The 17,901-nt window shown below is 72.5% G+C and carries 15 protein-coding genes and 1 pseudogene; 2 read left to right on the top strand and 14 right to left on the bottom strand.

What is annotated here, in order from left to right:
- Nucleotides 1-50 precede the first annotated feature (50 nt).
- From AB0O91_RS04395 to AB0O91_RS04330, 14 genes and pseudogenes are all read right to left on the bottom strand, one after another.
- Nucleotides 51-2,570 (bottom strand): ATP-dependent Clp protease ATP-binding subunit, encoded by a 2,520-nt coding sequence (locus tag AB0O91_RS04395; RefSeq protein WP_363427691.1) that lies wholly within the window; start codon nt 2,568-2,570, stop codon nt 51-53.
- A gap of 668 nt (nt 2,571-3,238) precedes the next feature.
- A complete protein-coding gene (locus AB0O91_RS04390) occupies nt 3,239-3,589 on the bottom strand; it encodes an Lsr2 family protein (protein ID WP_363427689.1) in 351 nt (116 codons plus the stop codon).
- A gap of 91 nt (nt 3,590-3,680) precedes the next feature.
- Nucleotides 3,681-4,217, bottom strand: a complete 537-nt coding sequence (locus AB0O91_RS04385; protein WP_363427687.1) for an amino-acid N-acetyltransferase — start codon at nt 4,215-4,217, stop codon at nt 3,681-3,683.
- A 9-nt stretch (nt 4,218-4,226) separates the two neighbouring features.
- Nucleotides 4,227-4,691: a BlaI/MecI/CopY family transcriptional regulator gene (locus AB0O91_RS04380; protein ID WP_363427685.1), complete on the bottom strand. Its 465-nt coding sequence runs from the start codon at nt 4,689-4,691 to the stop codon at nt 4,227-4,229.
- 260 nt (nt 4,692-4,951) lie between these two features.
- A pseudogene (gene lysX, locus AB0O91_RS04375) lies at nt 4,952-6,508 on the bottom strand (bifunctional lysylphosphatidylglycerol synthetase/lysine--tRNA ligase LysX); the annotation flags it as partial.
- Between the two features lie 265 nt (nt 6,509-6,773).
- Nucleotides 6,774-7,523, bottom strand: a complete 750-nt coding sequence (locus tag AB0O91_RS04370) for a hypothetical protein (protein WP_363427683.1) — start codon at nt 7,521-7,523, stop codon at nt 6,774-6,776.
- 77 nt (nt 7,524-7,600) lie between these two features.
- Entirely contained in the window at nt 7,601-8,386 is a 786-nt protein-coding gene (locus AB0O91_RS04365) for a type III pantothenate kinase (RefSeq protein ID WP_363427681.1), read from the bottom strand.
- Nucleotides 8,387-8,433: 47 nt separating this feature from the next.
- Entirely contained in the window at nt 8,434-9,405 is a 972-nt protein-coding gene (gene nadC / locus AB0O91_RS04360; protein ID WP_363427679.1) for a carboxylating nicotinate-nucleotide diphosphorylase, read from the bottom strand.
- 4 nt (nt 9,406-9,409) lie between these two features.
- Entirely contained in the window at nt 9,410-11,083 is a 1,674-nt protein-coding gene (locus AB0O91_RS04355; RefSeq protein WP_363427677.1) for an L-aspartate oxidase, read from the bottom strand.
- 15 nt (nt 11,084-11,098) lie between these two features.
- A complete protein-coding gene (gene panD / locus AB0O91_RS04350) occupies nt 11,099-11,548 on the bottom strand; it encodes an aspartate 1-decarboxylase (protein WP_363427675.1) in 450 nt (149 codons plus the stop codon).
- A 91-nt stretch (nt 11,549-11,639) separates the two neighbouring features.
- Complete coding sequence (gene panC / locus AB0O91_RS04345) at nt 11,640-12,545, bottom strand: pantoate--beta-alanine ligase (protein ID WP_363427673.1); 906 nt, start codon at nt 12,543-12,545, stop codon at nt 11,640-11,642.
- The gene (locus AB0O91_RS04340) at nt 12,546-13,481 is read right to left on the bottom strand and encodes a DUF2520 domain-containing protein (protein WP_363427671.1); all 936 of its coding nucleotides are present in this window, start codon (nt 13,479-13,481) and stop codon (nt 12,546-12,548) included.
- Nucleotides 13,482-13,595: 114 nt separating this feature from the next.
- Nucleotides 13,596-14,285: a response regulator transcription factor gene (locus tag AB0O91_RS04335; protein ID WP_363427669.1), complete on the bottom strand. Its 690-nt coding sequence runs from the start codon at nt 14,283-14,285 to the stop codon at nt 13,596-13,598.
- Between the two features lie 25 nt (nt 14,286-14,310).
- Nucleotides 14,311-15,534, bottom strand: a complete 1,224-nt coding sequence (locus AB0O91_RS04330; RefSeq protein ID WP_363427667.1) for a sensor histidine kinase — start codon at nt 15,532-15,534, stop codon at nt 14,311-14,313.
- 129 nt (nt 15,535-15,663) lie between these two features.
- Here AB0O91_RS04330 and AB0O91_RS04325 point away from each other — a divergent pair, with 129 nt between their 5' ends.
- Nucleotides 15,664-16,698 (top strand): SAM-dependent methyltransferase, encoded by a 1,035-nt coding sequence (locus AB0O91_RS04325; RefSeq protein WP_363427665.1) that lies wholly within the window; start codon nt 15,664-15,666, stop codon nt 16,696-16,698.
- On the top strand, nt 16,695-17,864 hold the full coding sequence (locus AB0O91_RS04320; RefSeq protein WP_363427663.1) for an NADH-quinone oxidoreductase subunit D: 1,170 nt from the start codon (nt 16,695-16,697) through the stop codon (nt 17,862-17,864). The genes AB0O91_RS04325 and AB0O91_RS04320 overlap by 4 nt, the downstream gene beginning before the upstream one ends.
- Nucleotides 17,865-17,901: the final 37 nt, after the last annotated feature.

Here is a 17,901-nt window from a genome sequence, read left to right as displayed (position 1 = left end):
CGGACGCCGGGGGCTCGGTGGCTGTGAAGTTGTCTGTGTAAAAGTTGCCGCTACTTCGTCAGGTCCGGACCGGACGAAGCGACCTCGGCCGGGGTGTCCGCGACGGCCGACTTCTCCTCGCCGCGGAAGGTGAACTTGGCGTCCTTGCCCTCGCCGTCCACGTCGACGACCACGATGTGGCCGGCCCGCAGCTCGCCGAAGAGGATCTTCTCGGAGAGGTGGTCCTCGATCTCGCGCTGGATGGTGCGGCGCAGCGGACGGGCACCCAGGATCGGGTCGTAACCGCGCTTGGCGAGCAGCTTCTTGGCCTCGACGCTGAGCTCCAGGCCCATGTCCTTGTCCTTGAGCCGCTCGTCCACCTTGGCGATCATCAGGTCGACGATCTGGATGATGTCGTCCTCGGACAGCTGGTGGAACACCACGATGTCGTCGACGCGGTTCAGGAACTCGGGGCGGAAGTGCTGCTTGAGCTCCTCGCCGACCTTCGCCTTCATCCGCTCGTACCCGGTCTGGGTGTCACCCGTGGCCGCGAAGCCCAGGTTGAAGCCCTTGGAGATGTCCCGGGTGCCGAGGTTGGTCGTCATGATGATGACGGTGTTCTTGAAGTCGACCACGCGGCCCTGGGAGTCGGTCAGGCGACCGTCCTCCAGGATCTGCAGCAGCGAGTTGAAGATGTCCGGGTGGGCCTTCTCGACCTCGTCGAAGAGGACGACCGAGAACGGCTTGCGGCGGACCTTCTCGGTCAGCTGGCCGCCCTCCTCGTAGCCCACGTATCCGGGCGGGGAGCCGAACAGCCGGGAGACGGTGTGCTTCTCGGAGAACTCGGACATGTCGAGCGCGATCAGCGCGTCCTCGTCGCCGAAGAGGAACTCGGCGAGCGTCTTGGACAGTTCGGTCTTACCGACGCCGGACGGGCCGGCGAAGATGAACGAACCGCCGGGGCGCTTCGGGTCCTTGAGGCCCGCACGGGTGCGTCGGATGGCCTGGGAGAGCGCCTTGATGGCGTCCTTCTGGCCGATGACGCGCTTGTGCAGCTCGTCCTCCATGCGGAGCAGACGGGAGGTCTCCTCCTCGGTGAGCTTGAAGACCGGGATGCCGGTGGCGGTGGCCAGGACCTCGGCGATGAGCTCCTCGTTGACCTCCGCGACGACGTCCATGTCGCCGGCCTTCCACTCCTTCTCGCGCTTGGCCTTGGCCTGCAGGAGCTGCTTCTCGTCGTCGCGCAGGGACGCGGCCTTCTCGAAGTCCTGCGCGTCGATCGCGCTCTCCTTCTCGCGGCGGACGTCGGCGATCTTCTCGTCGAACTCGCGCAGGTCCGGCGGCGCGGTCATCCGGCGGATGCGCATTCGGGAGCCGGCCTCGTCGATCAGGTCGATCGCCTTGTCCGGCAGGAAGCGGTCCGAGATGTACCGGTCGGCCAGGGTGGCGGCGGCGACCAGGGCGGCGTCCGTGATGGAGACCCGGTGGTGGGCCTCGTAGCGGTCGCGCAGACCCTTGAGGATCTCGATGGTGTGCGGCAGCGAGGGCTCGGCGACCTGGATCGGCTGGAAGCGGCGCTCCAGCGCGGCGTCCTTCTCCAGGTGCTTGCGGTACTCGTCCAGCGTGGTGGCACCGATGGTCTGCAGCTCGCCGCGGGCCAGCATCGGCTTGAGGATGCTGGCGGCGTCGATGGCGCCCTCGGCGGCGCCCGCGCCGACCAGGGTGTGCAGCTCGTCGATGAACAGGATGATGTCGCCGCGGGTGCGGATCTCCTTGAGGACCTTCTTCAGGCGCTCCTCGAAGTCACCGCGGTAGCGCGAGCCGGCCACCAGGGCGCCCAGGTCCAGCGTGTAGAGCTGCTTGTCCTTGAGCGTCTCCGGGACCTCGCCCTTGACGATCGCCTGCGCCAGGCCCTCGACCACGGCGGTCTTGCCGACGCCGGGCTCACCGATCAGGACCGGGTTGTTCTTGGTGCGGCGGGACAGCACCTGCATGACCCGCTCGATCTCCTTCTCGCGCCCGATGACCGGGTCGAGCTTGGCCTCGCGGGCGGCCTGGGTGAGGTTGCGCCCGAACTGGTCCAGGACCAGCGAGGTCGACGGGGTGCCCTCGGCGGGCCCGCCGGCCGTGGCCGACTCCTTGCCGCCGCTGGTCTGGTAACCGGAGAGCAGCTGGATGACCTGCTGGCGCACCCGGTTGAGGTCGGCGCCCAGCTTCACCAGGACCTGGGCGGCGACGCCCTCGCCCTCGCGGATCAGGCCGAGCAGGATGTGCTCGGTGCCGATGTAGTTGTGGCCGAGCTGCAGGGCCTCCCGGAGCGACAGCTCCAGGACCTTCTTCGCCCGGGGGGTGAAGGGAATGTGACCGGACGGGGCCTGCTGGCCCTGGCCGATGATCTCCTCGACCTGCTGGCGCACGGCCTCAAGGGAAATCCCGAGGCTCTCCAGGGCCTTGGCGGCGACGCCCTCGCCCTCGTGGATCAGACCCAGGAGGATGTGCTCGGTGCCGATGTAGTTGTGGTTGAGCATCCGGGCTTCTTCCTGAGCCAGGACGACAACCCGCCGCGCGCGGTCGGTGAACCTCTCGAACATCGTTTATCGCTCCTCAGAGCGGTCGGGCAGTTCGGGGTCCGTCCCCGCCCTGTCCTTCCGCATGCTAGTCCCGCTCAGCGGCGCGGCCCACGGATTCACTCCCCGGTAGAGGAGCGAGATGCTGCGCGACCAGCCGACACCAATCCCAACCTGATGCTGGGAATCGGTGTTCCCACAGGTGGGCCGGATGCACCGGAATCCGCTACGCCATCGGCGAACAAGAGCCGCCGGGGCGCAGCCGGACCCTCACCGGCCGGTCGCACATGCTGCCCCTGGACGGGCCGAAGAACCCGTCCACCTGCATTCATACCCGGTATCGGGGCGGTTCTCGCGCAGTTTCCGCGGTGGCGGTGTTCGCCTGGCGAGAAGTCGGGCCGCGGTGGCGGTGGTTCAACGGTGACCGGGCCGGTCGTAGGCCATCCCGGGGTGTCCGCGTTACCGCTCCGCCCTTACAGCGTTGCACAGCTCGTGATTGTTCCGCCGCCCGAGTCCGCCGCCGCCCCGGCCGGTCGGGCCGGTGCGGCGCCCGGCACCGGGGGTACCGCGGTCGTCCGGGCGTGCGCCGCGGGGCGCGGAGGTGTTCCCTCCGCGCCCCGCGCGTGTGTCGTCGGCGCCGTGGGCGGCCGCCGGGGCCCCGCATCCGCTCCGGCGGGCCGGTGGCGCCGGGGTCAGGACGCGTTGGCCTTGTCGTAGGCCTCGCGGACGGTGCTCGGCACCCGGCCGCGGTCGTTGACGTCCATGCCCTGCTCCTTGGCCCACGCGCGGATCTTCGCGGTGTCGGGAGCGCTGCCGGCCGGACGCGTCGCGGGGCCGCGGCCCGGACGACGGGCGCCGGCGAGCCGGCCGCTCTGCTTGCGGCCCTTCTCCAGGTAGGGCGCCAGCAGACCGCGGAGCTTGTCCGCGTTGGCGCTCTTCAGGTCGATCTCGTAGGCAACGCCGTCCAGCGCGAACGTCACCGTCTCGTCCGCCGAACCGCCATCGAGATCGTCTTCAAGAATGACCTGCACCCTCTGTGCCACGGGCTTCCCTTTCCGCTAAACGACCCATTGCCTAAGGAAAGGAAAGCGCCTTTCTCCGGAAAACACAAACCCTTGACCGGCTCGGAGCCGCTCAGAGGTGCAGCAGCATGCGCGAGTTGCCCAGTGTGTTGGGCTTCACCCGCTCCAGGTCGAGGAACTCGGCGACACCTTCATCGTACGAGCGGAGAAGTTCCTCATAGACATCCGTAGCGATCGCCGCCGGGTCTGTCGTACCATCATCGGTTTCCTGAAGCTCCCCGATCTCGACGAAACCGTGTTTCGTGAAGAACGGCACCTCGAACGTCAAGCAGAAAATCCGACGGACGCCCAGCCAGCGCGCGGTCTGCACCAGCTTCTCCAGGAGCAGATGCCCGATCCCGAAGCCCCGGCAGGACGGATGCACCGCCAGGGTGCGGACCTCGGCGAGGTCCTCCCACATCACGTGCAGGGCGCCGCAGGCCACCACCACGCCGTTGTCGTCGCGTTCCGCGACCCAGAACTCCTGGACGGATTCGAACAGTGTGACTGTGGGCTTGTCGAGCAGAATGCCGTCGCGCGAGTAGGCGTCGATGAGCCCGCGTACGGCCCGTACGTCCGTGGTCCGCGCGCGGCGGATGGTGACCTCCATGGCGGGACGTTATCGCGTCGCGCCGGGCGTGGTCTCCCCGGTATCCGCTCCGCCGGTATCCGGGCCGTCCCCGGGGGAATCCGCGGCGGTGGGATCCGCCGCCGGATCCGCCGGGAACAACGCCGCCACCCGCAAGGCGTCCCGGAGTGCCTCGCGCTGCTCCGGCGACATCAGGCCGAAGAAGTGCACCAGTGCCGCCGCGGGATTGTCACCGGTGGCCCAGGCGTCGTTCATCAGAGCCGCCGTGTACGCCTCACGCGAGGAGACCGGTTCATATCGATAGGCCCGGCCGACCCGCTCGCGGCGCAACCAGCCCTTTCTGTGCAGCTTGTCCAGGACGGTCATCACCGTGGTGTACGCGATTTCGCGTTCCGACTGCAGATCCAGGAGAACCTCGCGAACCGTCACCGGTCGGTTCCACCGCCACACCCGGGTCATGATGGCGTTCTCAAGTTCGCCGAGTTGCCGGACCATAGTGCCGCCAGGATAGGGAGTGAATGGGGCAAATCTTGTGAAGTGCGCCAAACCGGCGCGCCGCCACCCCCGGGAATCGGGAATGGCGGCGCGGGTGGTTCCGGGCGGCCGACGGCGGCGGCCGGCGTCAGCCGGATCAGTCGATGTCTTCCTTGGCCTTCTGGGCCCCGCCCTGGCTGCGGATGATGGCCCGCACCAGGAACCCGAAGCCGATCGCCATGACCAGCGGCGGCACGATCGCGCTGACGTAGTCCATCAGGTCACTCCTCCTCGGTCTTCTCCGCCGTCGCGGCGGAAGCCTTCGGCTCCGGCTTCACCAGCGGGAAGAGCACGGTCTCCCGGATGTTCTTGCCGGTCAGCAGCATGATCAGGCGGTCCACGCCGAGGCCGAGGCCACCGGTCGGGGGCATCGCGTACTCCAGGGCGCGCAGGAAGTCCTCGTCGACCTGCATCGCCTCGACGTCGCCGCCGGCCGCCAGCAGGGACTGCGCGGTGAGGCGGGCGCGCTGCTCGACCGGGTCGACCAGCTCGGAGTAGGCGGTGCCGATCTCGGTGCCGAAGATCACCAGGTCCCACTTCTCGGCCACGCCCGCGATCGAGCGGTGCTGGCGGGTCAGCGGGGAGACCTCGGTCGGGTAGTCCTTGATGAAGGTCGGCCGGACGGCGTTCTCCTCCAGCAGGCGCTCGACCATCTCCAGCACGATCTGACCGTGGCCCCAGTTCTTCTCGAACGGGATGCCGTGCGCGGTGGCCAGCTCGCGCAGCTCCTCGACACCGGTCTCCGGGGTGACCTCGACGCCCAGGTGGGCGGAGATGCCCGGGTAGACGCTGACCTCCGCCCACGGCTCGGCGAGGTCGATCTCGTGCTCGACGCCGTGCGGGTCCACGCCCTTGATCACGGTGGTGCCCAGGGCGTCCCGGGCGGCGTTGACGATCGTCGCGCGGATCAGCTCGGCCTGGGTGTCGTAGTCGCCGTAGGCCTCGTACGACTCCAGCGAGGTGAACTCCGGGTTGTGGGTGGAGTCCGCGCCCTCGTTGCGGAAGTTGCGGTTGATCTCGAAGACCTTCTCGGCGCCGCCGACCACCAGCCGCTTGAGGTAGAGCTCGGGCGCGATGCGCATGTAGAGGTCGATGTCGTACGCGTTGATGTGCGTCTTGAACGGGCGGGCGTTGGCGCCGCCGTGCACCGGCTGGAGCATCGGGGTCTCGACCTCGATGTAGCCGCGGTCCTCGTAGGTGCGGCGGATCGAGCGGACCACCTTGCTGCGCAGGTGCAGGATCTCGCGCGCCTCGGGGTTCACGATCAGGTCGACGTAGCGCTGGCGGACCCGGGCCTCCGGGTCGGTCAGGCCCTTGTGCTTGTCCGGCAGCGGGCGCAGGCACTTGGCGGTGAGCTCCCAGCGGTCCACCATCACGGACAGCTCGCCGCGCTTGGAGGTGATCACCTCGCCCTCGACGCCGACCTGGTCGCCGAGGTCGATGTCGGCCTTCCAGGCGGCCAGCCGCTCGGCGCCGAGCTTGTCCAGGGAGAACATCACCTGGAGGTCGCCGGTGCCGTCGCGCAGGGTGGCGAAGCACAGCTTGCCGCCGGTGCGGGACAGGATCACCCGGCCGGTGACGCCGGCGCGCTCGCCGGTCGCGGTGTCGGGTTCGAGGTCCGGGTGCTTGGCACGCAGGTCCGCGATGGTGCTGGTGCGGGGGAAACCGACCGGGTACGGGTCGACGCCGGCCGCCCGGAGCCGGTCCAGCTTCTCGCGCCGGACGCGCATCTGCTCGGGAAGGTCGTCGGTCGCGGGGACAAGGCTCTGATCGCTCACCCCACAAGGGTAGCCAGCCGTACACCGTGCTCCGCGCCCGGATGACGCCCGGGGGGAGACCGTGGCGACGGCCGCCCCCCGGACGCGCGGCCGGGTCAGCCGTTGGCGGCGGCGGTGCCGGCGCGCAGGGCGACCGTCACCAGGTCGTTGGCGGGGTTGCGGTCCCAGCTCATCACCGCGCTGGGGTGGCCCGGATCCAGCGAGCCGCCACACGGAAACGGAGGGGAGTCCGCGGGTGCGGTCTCCCCTCCGGGGTGCGGGGGGCTCAGCCGGTGCCGGTGCGGAGTTCGATCTCCTCCGGGGCCGGCTCGGCCGGTCCGCCGGGGTGGGCCGGGGGCTTGGGGCGGCGGCCGAAGAGCTCGGCCGGGGTGGGCATCCGGTGCGGGCGGGGCGGGGTCTGCGCGGCGGCGGGCTGCTCCGGGCGGGAGTCGCGGGAGTCGGTGCTGCTCATCGTGGTCCGTCCTCCTACAGGGGTGGGGTGACTGCTCGGTGGTGCGGCGGGGTTCGGTACGGCCACCAGGTGGCGCGGGTGCCCGGCGGTGAGCGCCAGCCGTTCGCGGACGGCGGCCTCGGCCAGCGCGTGGCAGCGCCCGGCCAGCCGGGAGCGGCGGGCCCGCTCGCCGTGGCCGCAGGGCTGGCGGGTCAGCCCGCGCAGCGCGGTGAGGTCCTCGGGGCCGGGCAGGTAGCCGTCGGTCACCGCCTCCTCCAGGCGCTCCAGGTAGCCGGCGGCGCTGCCGGGCAGCGCGGCGCGGTAGCGGCCGAGGTCGGCGAGCAGGAAGGCGCGCAGTCGGCCGCCCTCCTGGACGGCCTCGTCGATCGCCTCGGTCAGACGCAGGGCGTCCTGGACGTCCTCCGCCCACAGCTCGGCGCCCGGCCCGGCGAGCGCCGTCCGGTCGGGCCCCTGGAGGTGGACGGGGACGGCGGGGTGCAGGGCTTGGGCGAGGGCTCGGCGCAGCACGCGGACTTCGTCGGCGCTGAAGGCCATGCCGCCGCGCGATCCGTGTGGCGTAGGCATGGGCTGACACTACGTGACGAATATCCGATTTGTCGGTAACGTCGCGGGGAATTCCCGACGTCCGTCCGGCCGGGCGCTCAGCTCGGGCGGTTGCGCTCGTACACCAGCCGCAGGCCGATCAGGGTCAGCCAGGGCTCGTGCACGTCGATGGTGCTGGCCTCGCCGAGGACGAGGGGGGCGAGGCCGCCGGTGGCGATCACCTGGACGTCGTCCGGGTCCTTGGCCAGCTCCCGGGCCATCCGCTCGACCAGGCCGTCGACCTGCCCGGCGAAGCCGTAGAGGATGCCGGACTGCATGCCCTCGACGGTGTTCTTCCCGATCACGTTGCGCGGGCGGGCCAGCTCGATCTTGCGCAGCTGGGCGCCGCGGACGCCGAGCGCCTCGACCGAGATCTCGATGCCGGGGGCGATCGCGCCGCCGACGTAGTCGCCGCGGGCGTTGACGGCGTCGAAGGTGGTCGCGGTGCCGAAGTCGACCACGATGCACGGGCCGCCGTACAGGTGGTTGGCGGCCAGCGCGTTGACGATCCGGTCCGCGCCGACCTCCTTGGGGTTGTCCATCAGGACGTGCACCCCGGTCTTCACGCCGGGCTCCACGATCACCGCGGGGACGTCGCCGTAGTAGCGGCGGGTCACCTCGCGGAGCTCGTGGAGCACGGCGGGAACGGAGGAGCAGATCGCCAGGCCCTCCACCACGGCGTCCTTGGCCGCGGTGTGGTTGCCCATCAACCCCTGCAGCAGCACCGCCAGTTCATCGGCCGTGCGGCGCGGATCGGTGGAGATCCGCCAGTGTTCCACCACGTCCTCGCCGTCGAACAGGCCGAGCGTGGTCTGGGTGTTGCCGACGTCGATGGTGAGGAGCACGGGGACGCTTTCTGCGAGTCGGGGCGGGGCTGCGCTCGACCTGACGGTCAGGCGCGCAGGTCCAGGCCGATGTCCAGGATCGGCGAGGAGTGGGTCAGCGCGCCCACCGCCAGGTAGTCGACACCAGTCTGGGCGACCTCGCGCGCGCTGGCCAGGGTCAGTCCGCCGGAGGCCTCCAGCTTCGCCCGGCCGGCCACCAGCGCGACGGCCTCCTTCAGCTGCTCGACGGTGAAGTTGTCCAGCAGGATCAGGTCCGCCCCGGCCTCCAGGACCGGCGGGATCTGCTCCAGGGTGTCCACCTCGACCTCGACCGGCAGCTCCGGGTAGGCCGCGCGGACGGCCCGGAAGGCCTCGGCCACGCCGCCGGCCGCCACCACGTGGTTGTCCTTCACCAGGGCGGCGTCCGAGAGCGCCATCCGGTGGTTGGCGCCGCCGCCGCAGCGCACCGCGAACTTCTCCAGCGCGCGCAGGCCCGGGGTGGTCTTGCGGGTGTCCCGGACGACCGCGCCGGTGCCCTCCAGGGCGTCCGCCCAGGCCCGGGTCGCGGTGGCGATGCCGGACAGCCGGCAGAGCAGGTTGAGCGCGCTGCGCTCGGCGGTCAGCAGGTCGCGGGTGCGCGAGCGGACGGACAGCAGCACCTGGCCGGCCTCGACCCGGTCGCCGTCCTCGACGTGCCGCTCGACCTCGAACTCCTCCTCGCAGACCAGCGAGACGACGGCCTCGGCGACCCGCAGGCCGGAGACCACGCCGGCCTGGCGGGCGGTGAAGTCGGCGGTCGCCACGGCGTCGGCGGGCACGGTGGCCACCGAGGTGACGTCCTCGCCGCCGGCCAGGTCCTCGGCCAGCGCCAGGGTGGCGATGTCCTCGACCTCGATCGGGTCCAGCCCGGACTGCTCCAGCAGCTCGGCCAGCTGCGGGTCCAGGCCGGTCTCGTAGCCCTCGCCGTCCCCGCAGGCGCAGCCGTCGCCGCAGCCGCCGCCCTGGTCGGCCAGGGGGAGTTCCTCGTGCGCGTGGGTCATGGTTCTACTGCTCCTCAGGGGTGCTGACGGGGTCGCCGGAGGCGGCGAGGGTGGTGATCAGGTGGCGCCGCCAGTGGGCGTCGTCGCGCTCGGGGAAGTCCTCGCGCCAGTGGCAGCCGCGGGTCTCCTCGCGCTGCGCGGCGGCCGCGACCAGGGCGGTGGCGACCAGCAGCAGGTTGGCGGCCTCCCAGGTCTCCACCCGGGGGTCGGCCGGCTTCTCCTCGGCGACGTGGTGGCGGGCCTGCTCGGCGAGCAGGGCCAGTCCGGCCGCGGCGTCGGCCATCGAGGCGGCCGAGCGCAGCACGCCCGCGCCGCGCGACATCAGCCGCTGGACCTCCGCCCGCGCCTCGGAGGGCGGCAGCGGCACCGGCAGCGCGGCCCGGGCGGCCGCCACGTCGACGGTGCGCTCGGGCAGGTCGCCGGCCGCGTGCCGGCCGGCCAGGTCGGCGGCGATCCGCTCGGCGAAGACCAGGCCCTCCAGCAGCGAGTTGGAGGCCAGCCGGTTGGCGCCGTGCACCCCGGTGCAGGCGACCTCGCCGCAGGCGTACAGGCCCGGGACGCTGGTGCGGCCCCGCGCGTCGGTGCGGATGCCGCCGGAGGCGTAGTGCGCGGCCGGGGCGACCGGGATCGGCGCGGTGACCGGGTCGATGCCGTGCGCGCGGCAGGAGGCCAGGATGGTCGGGAAGCGGTGCTCCCACATCTCGGCGCCGAAGTGCCGCCCGTCCAGGAACATGTGCTCGGCGCCCTGCTCCTGCATGCGCCGGGTGATCGCCTTGGCGACGATGTCCCGCGGGGCGAGCTCTGCCAGCTCGTGCTGCCCCAGCATGAAGCGGACGCCGTCCGCGTCCACCAGGTGGGCGCCCTCGCCGCGGACCGCCTCGGAGACCAGCGGCTGCTGGCCCTCGGCGTCCGGGCCGAGCCAGAGCACGGTGGGGTGGAACTGGACGAACTCCAGGTCGGTGACGGCGGCGCCGGCCCGCAGCGCCAGCGCCACGCCGTCGCCGGTGGAGACCGCCGGGTTGGTCGTGGCGGAGAACACCTGGCCCATGCCGCCGGTGGCCAGCACCACCGCGCGGGCCCGGACGGCGCCGACGCCGTCGCGCTGGCCCTCGCCCATCACGTGCAGGGTCAGCCCGGCGGCGTGGCCCGCGGCGTCGGTCAGCAGGTCGAGGACGAGCGCGTGCTCGATCAGCTCGATGTCCGGGTCGGTGCGCACGGCGGAGACCAGGGCGCGGGATATCTCGGCGCCGGTCGCGTCGCCGCCGGCGTGGGCGATCCGGCGGCGGTGGTGGCCGCCCTCGCGGGTCAGCAGGATCTCGCCGTCCTCGCCCCGGTCGAACAGGGCGCCGGTGGCGATCAGTCGGCGGACGGCGTCCGGGCCCTCGGTGACCAGGGTGCGGACGGCCTCCTCGTCACAGACGCCGGCGCCGGCCACCAGGGTGTCGTCCAGGTGCTGCTCGGGGGTGTCCCCCTCGCCCAGGGCGGCCGCGATGCCGCCCTGGGCCCAGCGGGTCGACCCCTCGTCCAGCATCGCCTTGGTGACCACCATGGCCCGCAGGCCGGCCTTGCGGACGTTGAGGGCGACGGTGAGACCGGCCACCCCGGAGCCGACCACGACCACGTCGGTGGTGGCGGTCCACCCGGGGGTCGGGGCGGTCAGGCGATGCGTAGCGGACATGGCTCAGTGGCTCCTTCAGCGCGTGGCCGCGGTGGCCGCGCCGTCCTCGTCACGGTACGCCGCGTCCCCGCGCAGCAGTCCGCTGCCCTCCGGGGCCCCGGCCGGGTCCCCGCCCAGGCCGGTGACCCGGTTGTGCGCGTCGACGAAGACGACCTTCGGCTCGTAGCCCTTGGCCTCGGCCGTGTCCATCTGCCCGTAGGCGATGAGTATGACCAGGTCACCGGGGTGGACCAGGCGGGCCGCGGCGCCGTTGATGCCGATCACGCCGGTGCCGCGCGGGCCGGCGATGGTGTAGGTCTCCAGCCGGGCGCCGTTGTTGATGTCGACGATGTGGACCAGCTCGCCGGGGAGCAGGTCGGCGGCGTCGAGCAGGTCCTCGTCCACCGTGACGGAGCCGACGTAGTGCAGGTCGGCCTGGGTCACGGTGGCCCGGTGGATCTTGGACTTGAGCATGGTGCGGAGCATGTGGTCACGCCTCCTGTGAGTGCATGCCGGAAGGATTCGCTGCCGGTGTTGCCGGTGCCACCGGACGGTTCTGCGCCCGGTGGTCGGCCGCCTAGCGGCAGATGACGCGGACGTTGTCGATCAGACGGGTCGAGCCCACCTGCGCGGCGACGGCCAGCACCGCCTCGCCCTGGAAGTCGTCCGCCGCCTCCGAGAAGTCGTGCGGGTCGATCAGGGCGAGGTAGTCGAGGGTGACGCCCTCGGCGCCGTCCAGGACGGCCGCGGCGGCCTCGCGCACGGCCTTCGGGCCCTGGGCGGCGACGTCCCGGCCGGCGAACAGCGCCTTGGACAGGGTGAGGGCGTGGTCGCGCTCCTCCGCGGAGAGGTAGCGGTTGCGCGAGGACAGCGCCAGGCCGTCCTCCTCGCGGACGGTCGGCACGCCGACGATCTCGACGTCGAAGTCCAGGTCGGCGACCATCCGCTGGATCAGCGCCAGCTGCTGGGCGTCCTTCTCGCCGAAGAACGCGAAGTCCGGGTCGGTGATGTGCAGCAGCTTGGCGACGACGGTCAGCACGCCGTCGAAGTGGCCGGGCCGGGTGGCGCCCTCGAACCGCCCGCCCATCGGGCCGGCCGCCAGGCGCACCTGCGGCTCGCCGTTCGGGTAGACCTCGTCGACGGACGGCGCGAAGACCACGTCGGCGCCGTTCTCCTCGGCCAGCCGCACGTCGGCGTCCAGGGTGCGCGGGTAGCGCTCCAGGTCCTCGGACGGGCCGAACTGCAGCGGGTTGACGAAGACCGTCACCGCGACCCGGCCCTCCTGGCCGACCTGCTTGCGGGCGGCCCGGATCAGCGCGGCGTGGCCCTCGTGCAGCGCGCCCATGGTCATCACCACGGCGTTGTCCACCGGGCGCTCGTCCGGCCAGAACGCGGCCTCGAAGTCGTCCACGGTGCGGGTGACCACGGCCCGGTGGACCTTCGGCGTCTTCTGGGGCTTGTTCGACTGCTTGCCGCGTGCCATCTAGCGCTTCTCCTCGTTCAGTACGTCCAGCAGCCCCGCCGCGGACGCGTCGTCGATCGTCCCGTTGGCGAGCGCCCGCTGCGCGGTGGCGCGGGCCATCGCACGGTAGGCCGCCGGGATGTCCGGGGACACCGTACTGAGCTGCGCCAGGTGGCGCCGTACGGTGCCCGCGTCGCCCCGGGCGACCGGGCCGGTGAGGGCCGCGTCGCCGGAGCGCAGGCTGTTGTCGAGGGCGGCGCCGAGCAGCGGGCCGAGCAGTCGGCCGGGCTCGGCGACGCCGGCCGTGCGCAGCAGCTCCATCGCCTGGGCGACCAGGGTGACCAGGTGGTTCGCCCCGTGCGCGAGGGCGGTGTGGTAGAGCGGGCGGACCTCCTCGGGCACCCACTCGGGCTCGCCGCCCATCTCCACCACCAGGGCCTCGGCGACCGGTCGCAGCTCCTCGGGAGCGGTCACCCCGAACGGGCAGCCGGCCAGCCGGGCGAGGTCCACCGAGGTGCCGGTGAAGGTCATCGCGGGGTGCAGGGCCAGCGGGAGCGCCCCGGCCCGGGTGGCGGGCTCCAGGATGCCGACGCCGTGCGCGCCGGAGGTGTGCACCAGCAGCTGGCCCGGGCGGACCGCGCCGGTGGCGGCCAGACCGGTGACCAGGTCGGCCAGCGAGTCGTCCGGGACGGTCAGCAGCACCAGGTCGGCCGCGGCCATCACCTGCGGCGGGGTGACGATCCGCACGCCCGGCAGCAACGACTCGGCGCGGCGGCGGGAGGCGGCGGAGACCCCGGAGGCGGCGACCACGGTGTGCCCGGCGAGCTGCAGGGCGGCGCCCAGCGCCGGTCCGACCCGGCCGGTGCCGACCACGCCGACGGCGAGCCGGGCCGGGCGGTTGCCCGGGTCACCGGGATCGCCGACCGGAGCGAAATCGGTGAAGTCGGACGAATCCATGTCCACCCTTGTCCTGAATGACCGTTCCGGTCCGCTGGGGGTACCGGACGTACCGCCCCAGTGTACGGGCGCGGGCGGTCCGGGCCCGGGGCCGGACCGGCCCCGGGCCCGGGCCTAGTCGGTGGCCCCGGCCCGGATCAGTCCCGCCTCGTAGGCCAGCACCACCGCCTGGACCCGGTCGCGCAGCCCCAGCTTGGCCAGGATCCGGCCGACGTGGGTCTTCACGGTCGCCTCCGAGAGCACCAGCCGGGCCGCGATCTCGCCGTTCGACAGGCCCTGGGCGACCAGCAGGAACACCTCCCGCTCGCGCTCGGTCAGCGGGCCCAGCACGTCCGAGCCGGGCGCGTTGTGCGGGGTGGGCAGCACCTCGGCGAAGCGGTCGATCATCCGGCGAGTGGTGGTCGGGGCGACCACCGCGTCGCCGCCGTGCACGGCGCGGATCGCGGCCACCAGCTCGGTCGGCGGCACGTCCTTGAGCAGGAAGCCGCTGGCGCCGGCCTTGAGCGCGGCGAAGGCGTACTCGTCCAGGTCGAAGGTGGTGAGGATGAGCACGTGCGGGGCGTTCGGCACCGGGCTGCCGTCCTCGGCCAGGCAGATCCGGCGGGTCGCCTGCACTCCGTCCAGGCGCGGCATCCGGACGTCCATCAGGATCACGTCCACCGGCGTGTGCCGCAGCCGTTCCAGGGCCTGCGCGCCGTCGCCCGCCTCGGCGGCGATCTCGATGTCGCCCTGCGACTGGAGGATCATCCGGAAGCCGGTGCGCAGCAGCTCCTGGTCGTCGACGAGCATCACGCGGATGGTCAAGGTGGCTCCTAAGGGGGGCGGGGGGTTAGTGCGCCGCCTTGAGCGGGAGGACGGCGCGGATCCGGAAGCCGCCGCCGGGGCGGGGGCCCACGTCGAGGCTGCCGCTGACCATGCCGACCCGCTCGCGCATGCCGATCAGGCCGTGGCCCAGACCGTCCGTGCCGCCGGTGGTCAGTTGTTCGTCGGTGCTGCCGCGGCCGTCGTCCTCGACCAGGACGGCCAGCTCGCGTTCGCCGAAGTCGACCGCGACCCGGGCGTGCACGTCCGGGCCGCCGTGCTTGCGGACGTTGGTGAGCGCCTCCTGGACGATCCGGTAGACCGTCAGCTCGACGCCGCGCGGCAGGTCGCGCGGGTGCCCGGAGGTCGCGTAGTCGACCTGCAGCCCGGCCGTCCGGACCTGCTCCAGGAGGTCCGGCAGCTCCTCGACGCCCGGCTGGGGGACGTACTCCTCGGCGGTGTCGGCGGTGCGCAGCACGCCCAGCAGGCGACGCATCTCGACCAGCGCCTGCCGGCCGGTGGAGGCGATCGTGCCGAGCGCCTCCTTCGCCTGCTGCGGGGAGTTGTCGAGCACGTAGGCGGCGCCGTCGGCCTGGACGATCATCACCGAGACGTTGTGCGCCACCACGTCGTGCAGCTCGCGGGCGATCCGGGCCCGCTCGGCGGCCACCGCGACCTTGGACTGGGCGTCCCGCTCGCGCTCCAGCCGGGCCGCGCGGTCCTCCAGTTCGGTCAGGTAGGCGCGCCGCACCCGGGTCAGCCGGCCCCAGGCCCAGCAGAGGATGAACGGGGTGCTCATCAGCAGCGTGATCAGCACCGCCTCGCCGATGCCGTAGGGGCGGGAGGCGTAGTGCCCGGAGCCGGTGGAGACCGTCTTCGTCGGGTTCAGCTGCCAGAACTCCAGCGGCCCGGCGGCCAGGCCGGCCACCAGGGCGAGCCGGGAGGTCCACTTCTGGCCGAACGCGGCGCCGGTGTAGGCGAAGACCAGGTAGGCGAGGGCCGAGGCGCCCGGTTCGACGTCGGCGACGACCTGGCCGACGCCGATGCCGGCGGCGGTGGCGACCGTGACGTCCGGGTGGCGACGGCGGAAGACCATCAGCAGCGGCAGCAGTACCGCGATCAGGACCTGGGAGTTGAAGGGCCAGCCGTCCTCGGTGCCGTTCGGGACCACCCCGAGGAGGAGGATCATCGACGCCCAGACGGCGTCGACCACCATGGGGTGACGGCGGAGCCAGGCGTTGAGTCGATGCACGTGTCCAGCCTAGGCAGTCGGGAGAGGTGCCCAGGTCCGCCGGTAGGGCGATCCGTCCTACTCCGTAGGTCGGAGACGCGACGACGCCGGTTGGGAGGGTGCCCGCCGCTGCCGGTAGCGTCCCGCCCCATGACGTGGATGCGGTGGGCGCCCGCCATGGAACGGGCCCTGTACGACCGGGACGGCGGGTTCTACCGCAGGCCGGAGGGCCCGGCGGGGCACTTCCGCACCTCGGTGCACGCCTCGCCGCGGTTCGCCCGTGCGGTGGCGCGGCTGCTGCTGGAGGTTGACGAGGCCCTCGGCCGTCCGGAGGAGTTGGCGCTGGTCGACGTCGGGGCCGGGCGCGGGGAACTGCTCACCGGCGTGCTGGCCGAACTGCCCGCCGAGGTGCTGGCGCGGCTGCGCCCGTACGGTGTGGAGCTCGCGGCGCGGCCGGACGGACTTCCGTCCACAGCCCTGTGGACGGCGGAGCCGCCGCGCGGCGTCACCGGGCTGCTGTTCGCCAACGAGTGGCTGGACAACGTGCCGCTGGACGCCGGGGAGGTGGACGAGGACGGTGTGCTGCGCTACCGGGAGGTGGACACCGCGACCGGCGAGGAGCGCCTGGGCGGGCCGGTCTCGGCCGCCGACGCGGCATGGGCCGCGCGCTGGTGGCCGGTCACCGGCCCCGGCGACGTGGTGGAGTTCGGCGGCCCCCGGGACGCCGCCTGGGCGCGGGCCGTGGCCGGGCTGGAGCGCGGGCTGGCCGTCGCCGTCGACTACGGGCACACGGCCGGGCGGCGGCCGGCCTTCGGGACCTTCACCGGGTTCCGGGACGGCCGGGAGGTCACCCCGGTGCCGGACGGCTCCTGCGACGTCACCGCGCACGTGGCGCTGGACGCCGTGGCGGTGCCCGGTCTCCACAGCCTGTGGACGACGCAGCGCGCGGCCCTGCGCGCGCTCGGGGTGAGCGGCGGACGCCCGCCGCTGGCGCTCGCCTCCACCGACCCGGCGGCCTACCTGCGGGCGCTGGGCGGGGCGGGGGAGGGGGCCGAACTCACCGACCCGGGCGGGCTGGGCGCCTTCGGGTGGCTGGTGCAGGCCGTCCGCCTGCCGCCCCTCGACTTCTTCGCGAGGGCGGAGAACCCGGAGCCGTTGCCGGGATGGCAGACTCTCGGGTCATGAGGGAGACCACGGTCGGCATCGGGGCGGGAGCCGAGAACTTCACCGGCGAGGCGGGCACCACCGACATGGTGCTCAACATCGGCCCGCAGCACCCGGCCACCCACGGCGTGCTGCGGCTGCGGCTGCTGCTGGACGGCGAGCGGATCATCACCGCGGAGCCGGTGATCGGCTACATGCACCGGGGCGCGGAGAAGCTGTTCGAGGCCCGCGACTACCGGCAGATCATCATGCTGGCCAACCGGCACGACTGGCTCTCCGCCTTCTCCAACGAACTCGGCGTGGTGCTCGGCGTCGAGCGGATGCTCGGCATGGAGGTCCCCGAGCGGGCGGTGTGGATCCGCACCCTGCTCGCCGAGCTCAACCGGGTGCTCAACCACCTGATGTTCCTCGGCTCCTACCCGCTGGAACTCGGCGGGATCACCCCGATCTTCCACGCCTTCACCGGCCGCGAGGACCTCCAGCACGTGCTGGAGGAGGCCTCCGGCGGGCGGATGCACTACATGTTCAACCGGGTCGGCGGCCTCAAGGAGGACCTCCCTGCCGGCTGGCTCGGCCGGGTCCGCACCGCCGTCGCCACCGTCCGCTCGCAGCTGCCGGTCTTCGAGGACCTCGTCCTCGGCAACGAGATCTTCCGGGCCCGCACCGCCGGCGTCGGCGTGCTCAGCCGGGCGCAGGCGCAGGCGTACGGGGTCAGCGGTCCGATCGCCCGGGCCAGCGGCCTCGACCTCGACCTGCGCCGCGACGAGCCGTACCTGGCGTACGGCTCCGAGGAACTGCGGCAGGTGCTCACCGTGGTCACCCGTGAGGAGGGGGACTGCCTGGCCCGCTTCGAGTGCCTGCTGGAGCAGACCCTCAACTCGCTGGACCTCGCCGACGCCTGCCTCGACAAGCTCGCCACCCTGCCGCCCGGGCCGGTCAACCAGCGGCTGCCCAAGGTGCTCAAGGCGCCCGAGGGCAGCACCTACGCGTGGACCGAGAACCCGCTCGGGATCAACGGCTACTACCTGGTCTCGCGCGGCGACAAGACGCCCTGGCGGCTCAAGCTGCGCTCGGCGTCCTTCAACAACGTCCAGGTGCTGACCGAACTGCTGCCCGGGACGCTGGTCGCGGACATGGTGGCGATCCTCGGGTCGATGTTCTTCGTGGTCGGCGACATCGACAAGTAGGCCGCTCCCACGGGCGGGCCGACCCCCGGAGGGGCCG

It is taken from the genome of Kitasatospora sp. NPDC089797, from assembly GCF_040684795.1.
GTDB lineage: Bacteria > Actinomycetota > Actinomycetes > Streptomycetales > Streptomycetaceae > Kitasatospora.
Note: the sequence above shows the minus strand (reverse complement) of the source record. Positions and strands in the feature narration are given on the sequence as shown.

Excerpts from the sequence above, each read along its gene's own strand:
- AB0O91_RS04395 (WP_363427691.1), bottom strand. The coding sequence starts at position 2,570 with ATGTTCGAGAGGTTCACCGACCGCGCGCGGCGGGTTGTCGTCCTGGCT.
- AB0O91_RS04385 (WP_363427687.1), bottom strand. The coding sequence starts at position 4,217 with ATGGAGGTCACCATCCGCCGCGCGCGGACCACGGACGTACGGGCCGTA.
- AB0O91_RS04380 (WP_363427685.1), bottom strand. The coding sequence starts at position 4,691 with ATGGTCCGGCAACTCGGCGAACTTGAGAACGCCATCATGACCCGGGTG.
- AB0O91_RS04370 (WP_363427683.1), bottom strand. The coding sequence starts at position 7,523 with ATGCCTACGCCACACGGATCGCGCGGCGGCATGGCCTTCAGCGCCGAC.
- nadC (WP_363427679.1), bottom strand. The coding sequence starts at position 9,405 with ATGACCCACGCGCACGAGGAACTCCCCCTGGCCGACCAGGGCGGCGGC.
- AB0O91_RS04355 (WP_363427677.1), bottom strand. The coding sequence starts at position 11,083 with ATGTCCGCTACGCATCGCCTGACCGCCCCGACCCCCGGGTGGACCGCC.
- panD (WP_363427675.1), bottom strand. The coding sequence starts at position 11,548 with ATGCTCCGCACCATGCTCAAGTCCAAGATCCACCGGGCCACCGTGACC.
- panC (WP_363427673.1), bottom strand. The coding sequence starts at position 12,545 with ATGGCACGCGGCAAGCAGTCGAACAAGCCCCAGAAGACGCCGAAGGTC.
- AB0O91_RS04340 (WP_363427671.1), bottom strand. The coding sequence starts at position 13,481 with ATGGATTCGTCCGACTTCACCGATTTCGCTCCGGTCGGCGATCCCGGT.
- AB0O91_RS04325 (WP_363427665.1), top strand. The coding sequence starts at position 15,664 with ATGACGTGGATGCGGTGGGCGCCCGCCATGGAACGGGCCCTGTACGAC.
- AB0O91_RS04320 (WP_363427663.1), top strand. The coding sequence starts at position 16,695 with ATGAGGGAGACCACGGTCGGCATCGGGGCGGGAGCCGAGAACTTCACC.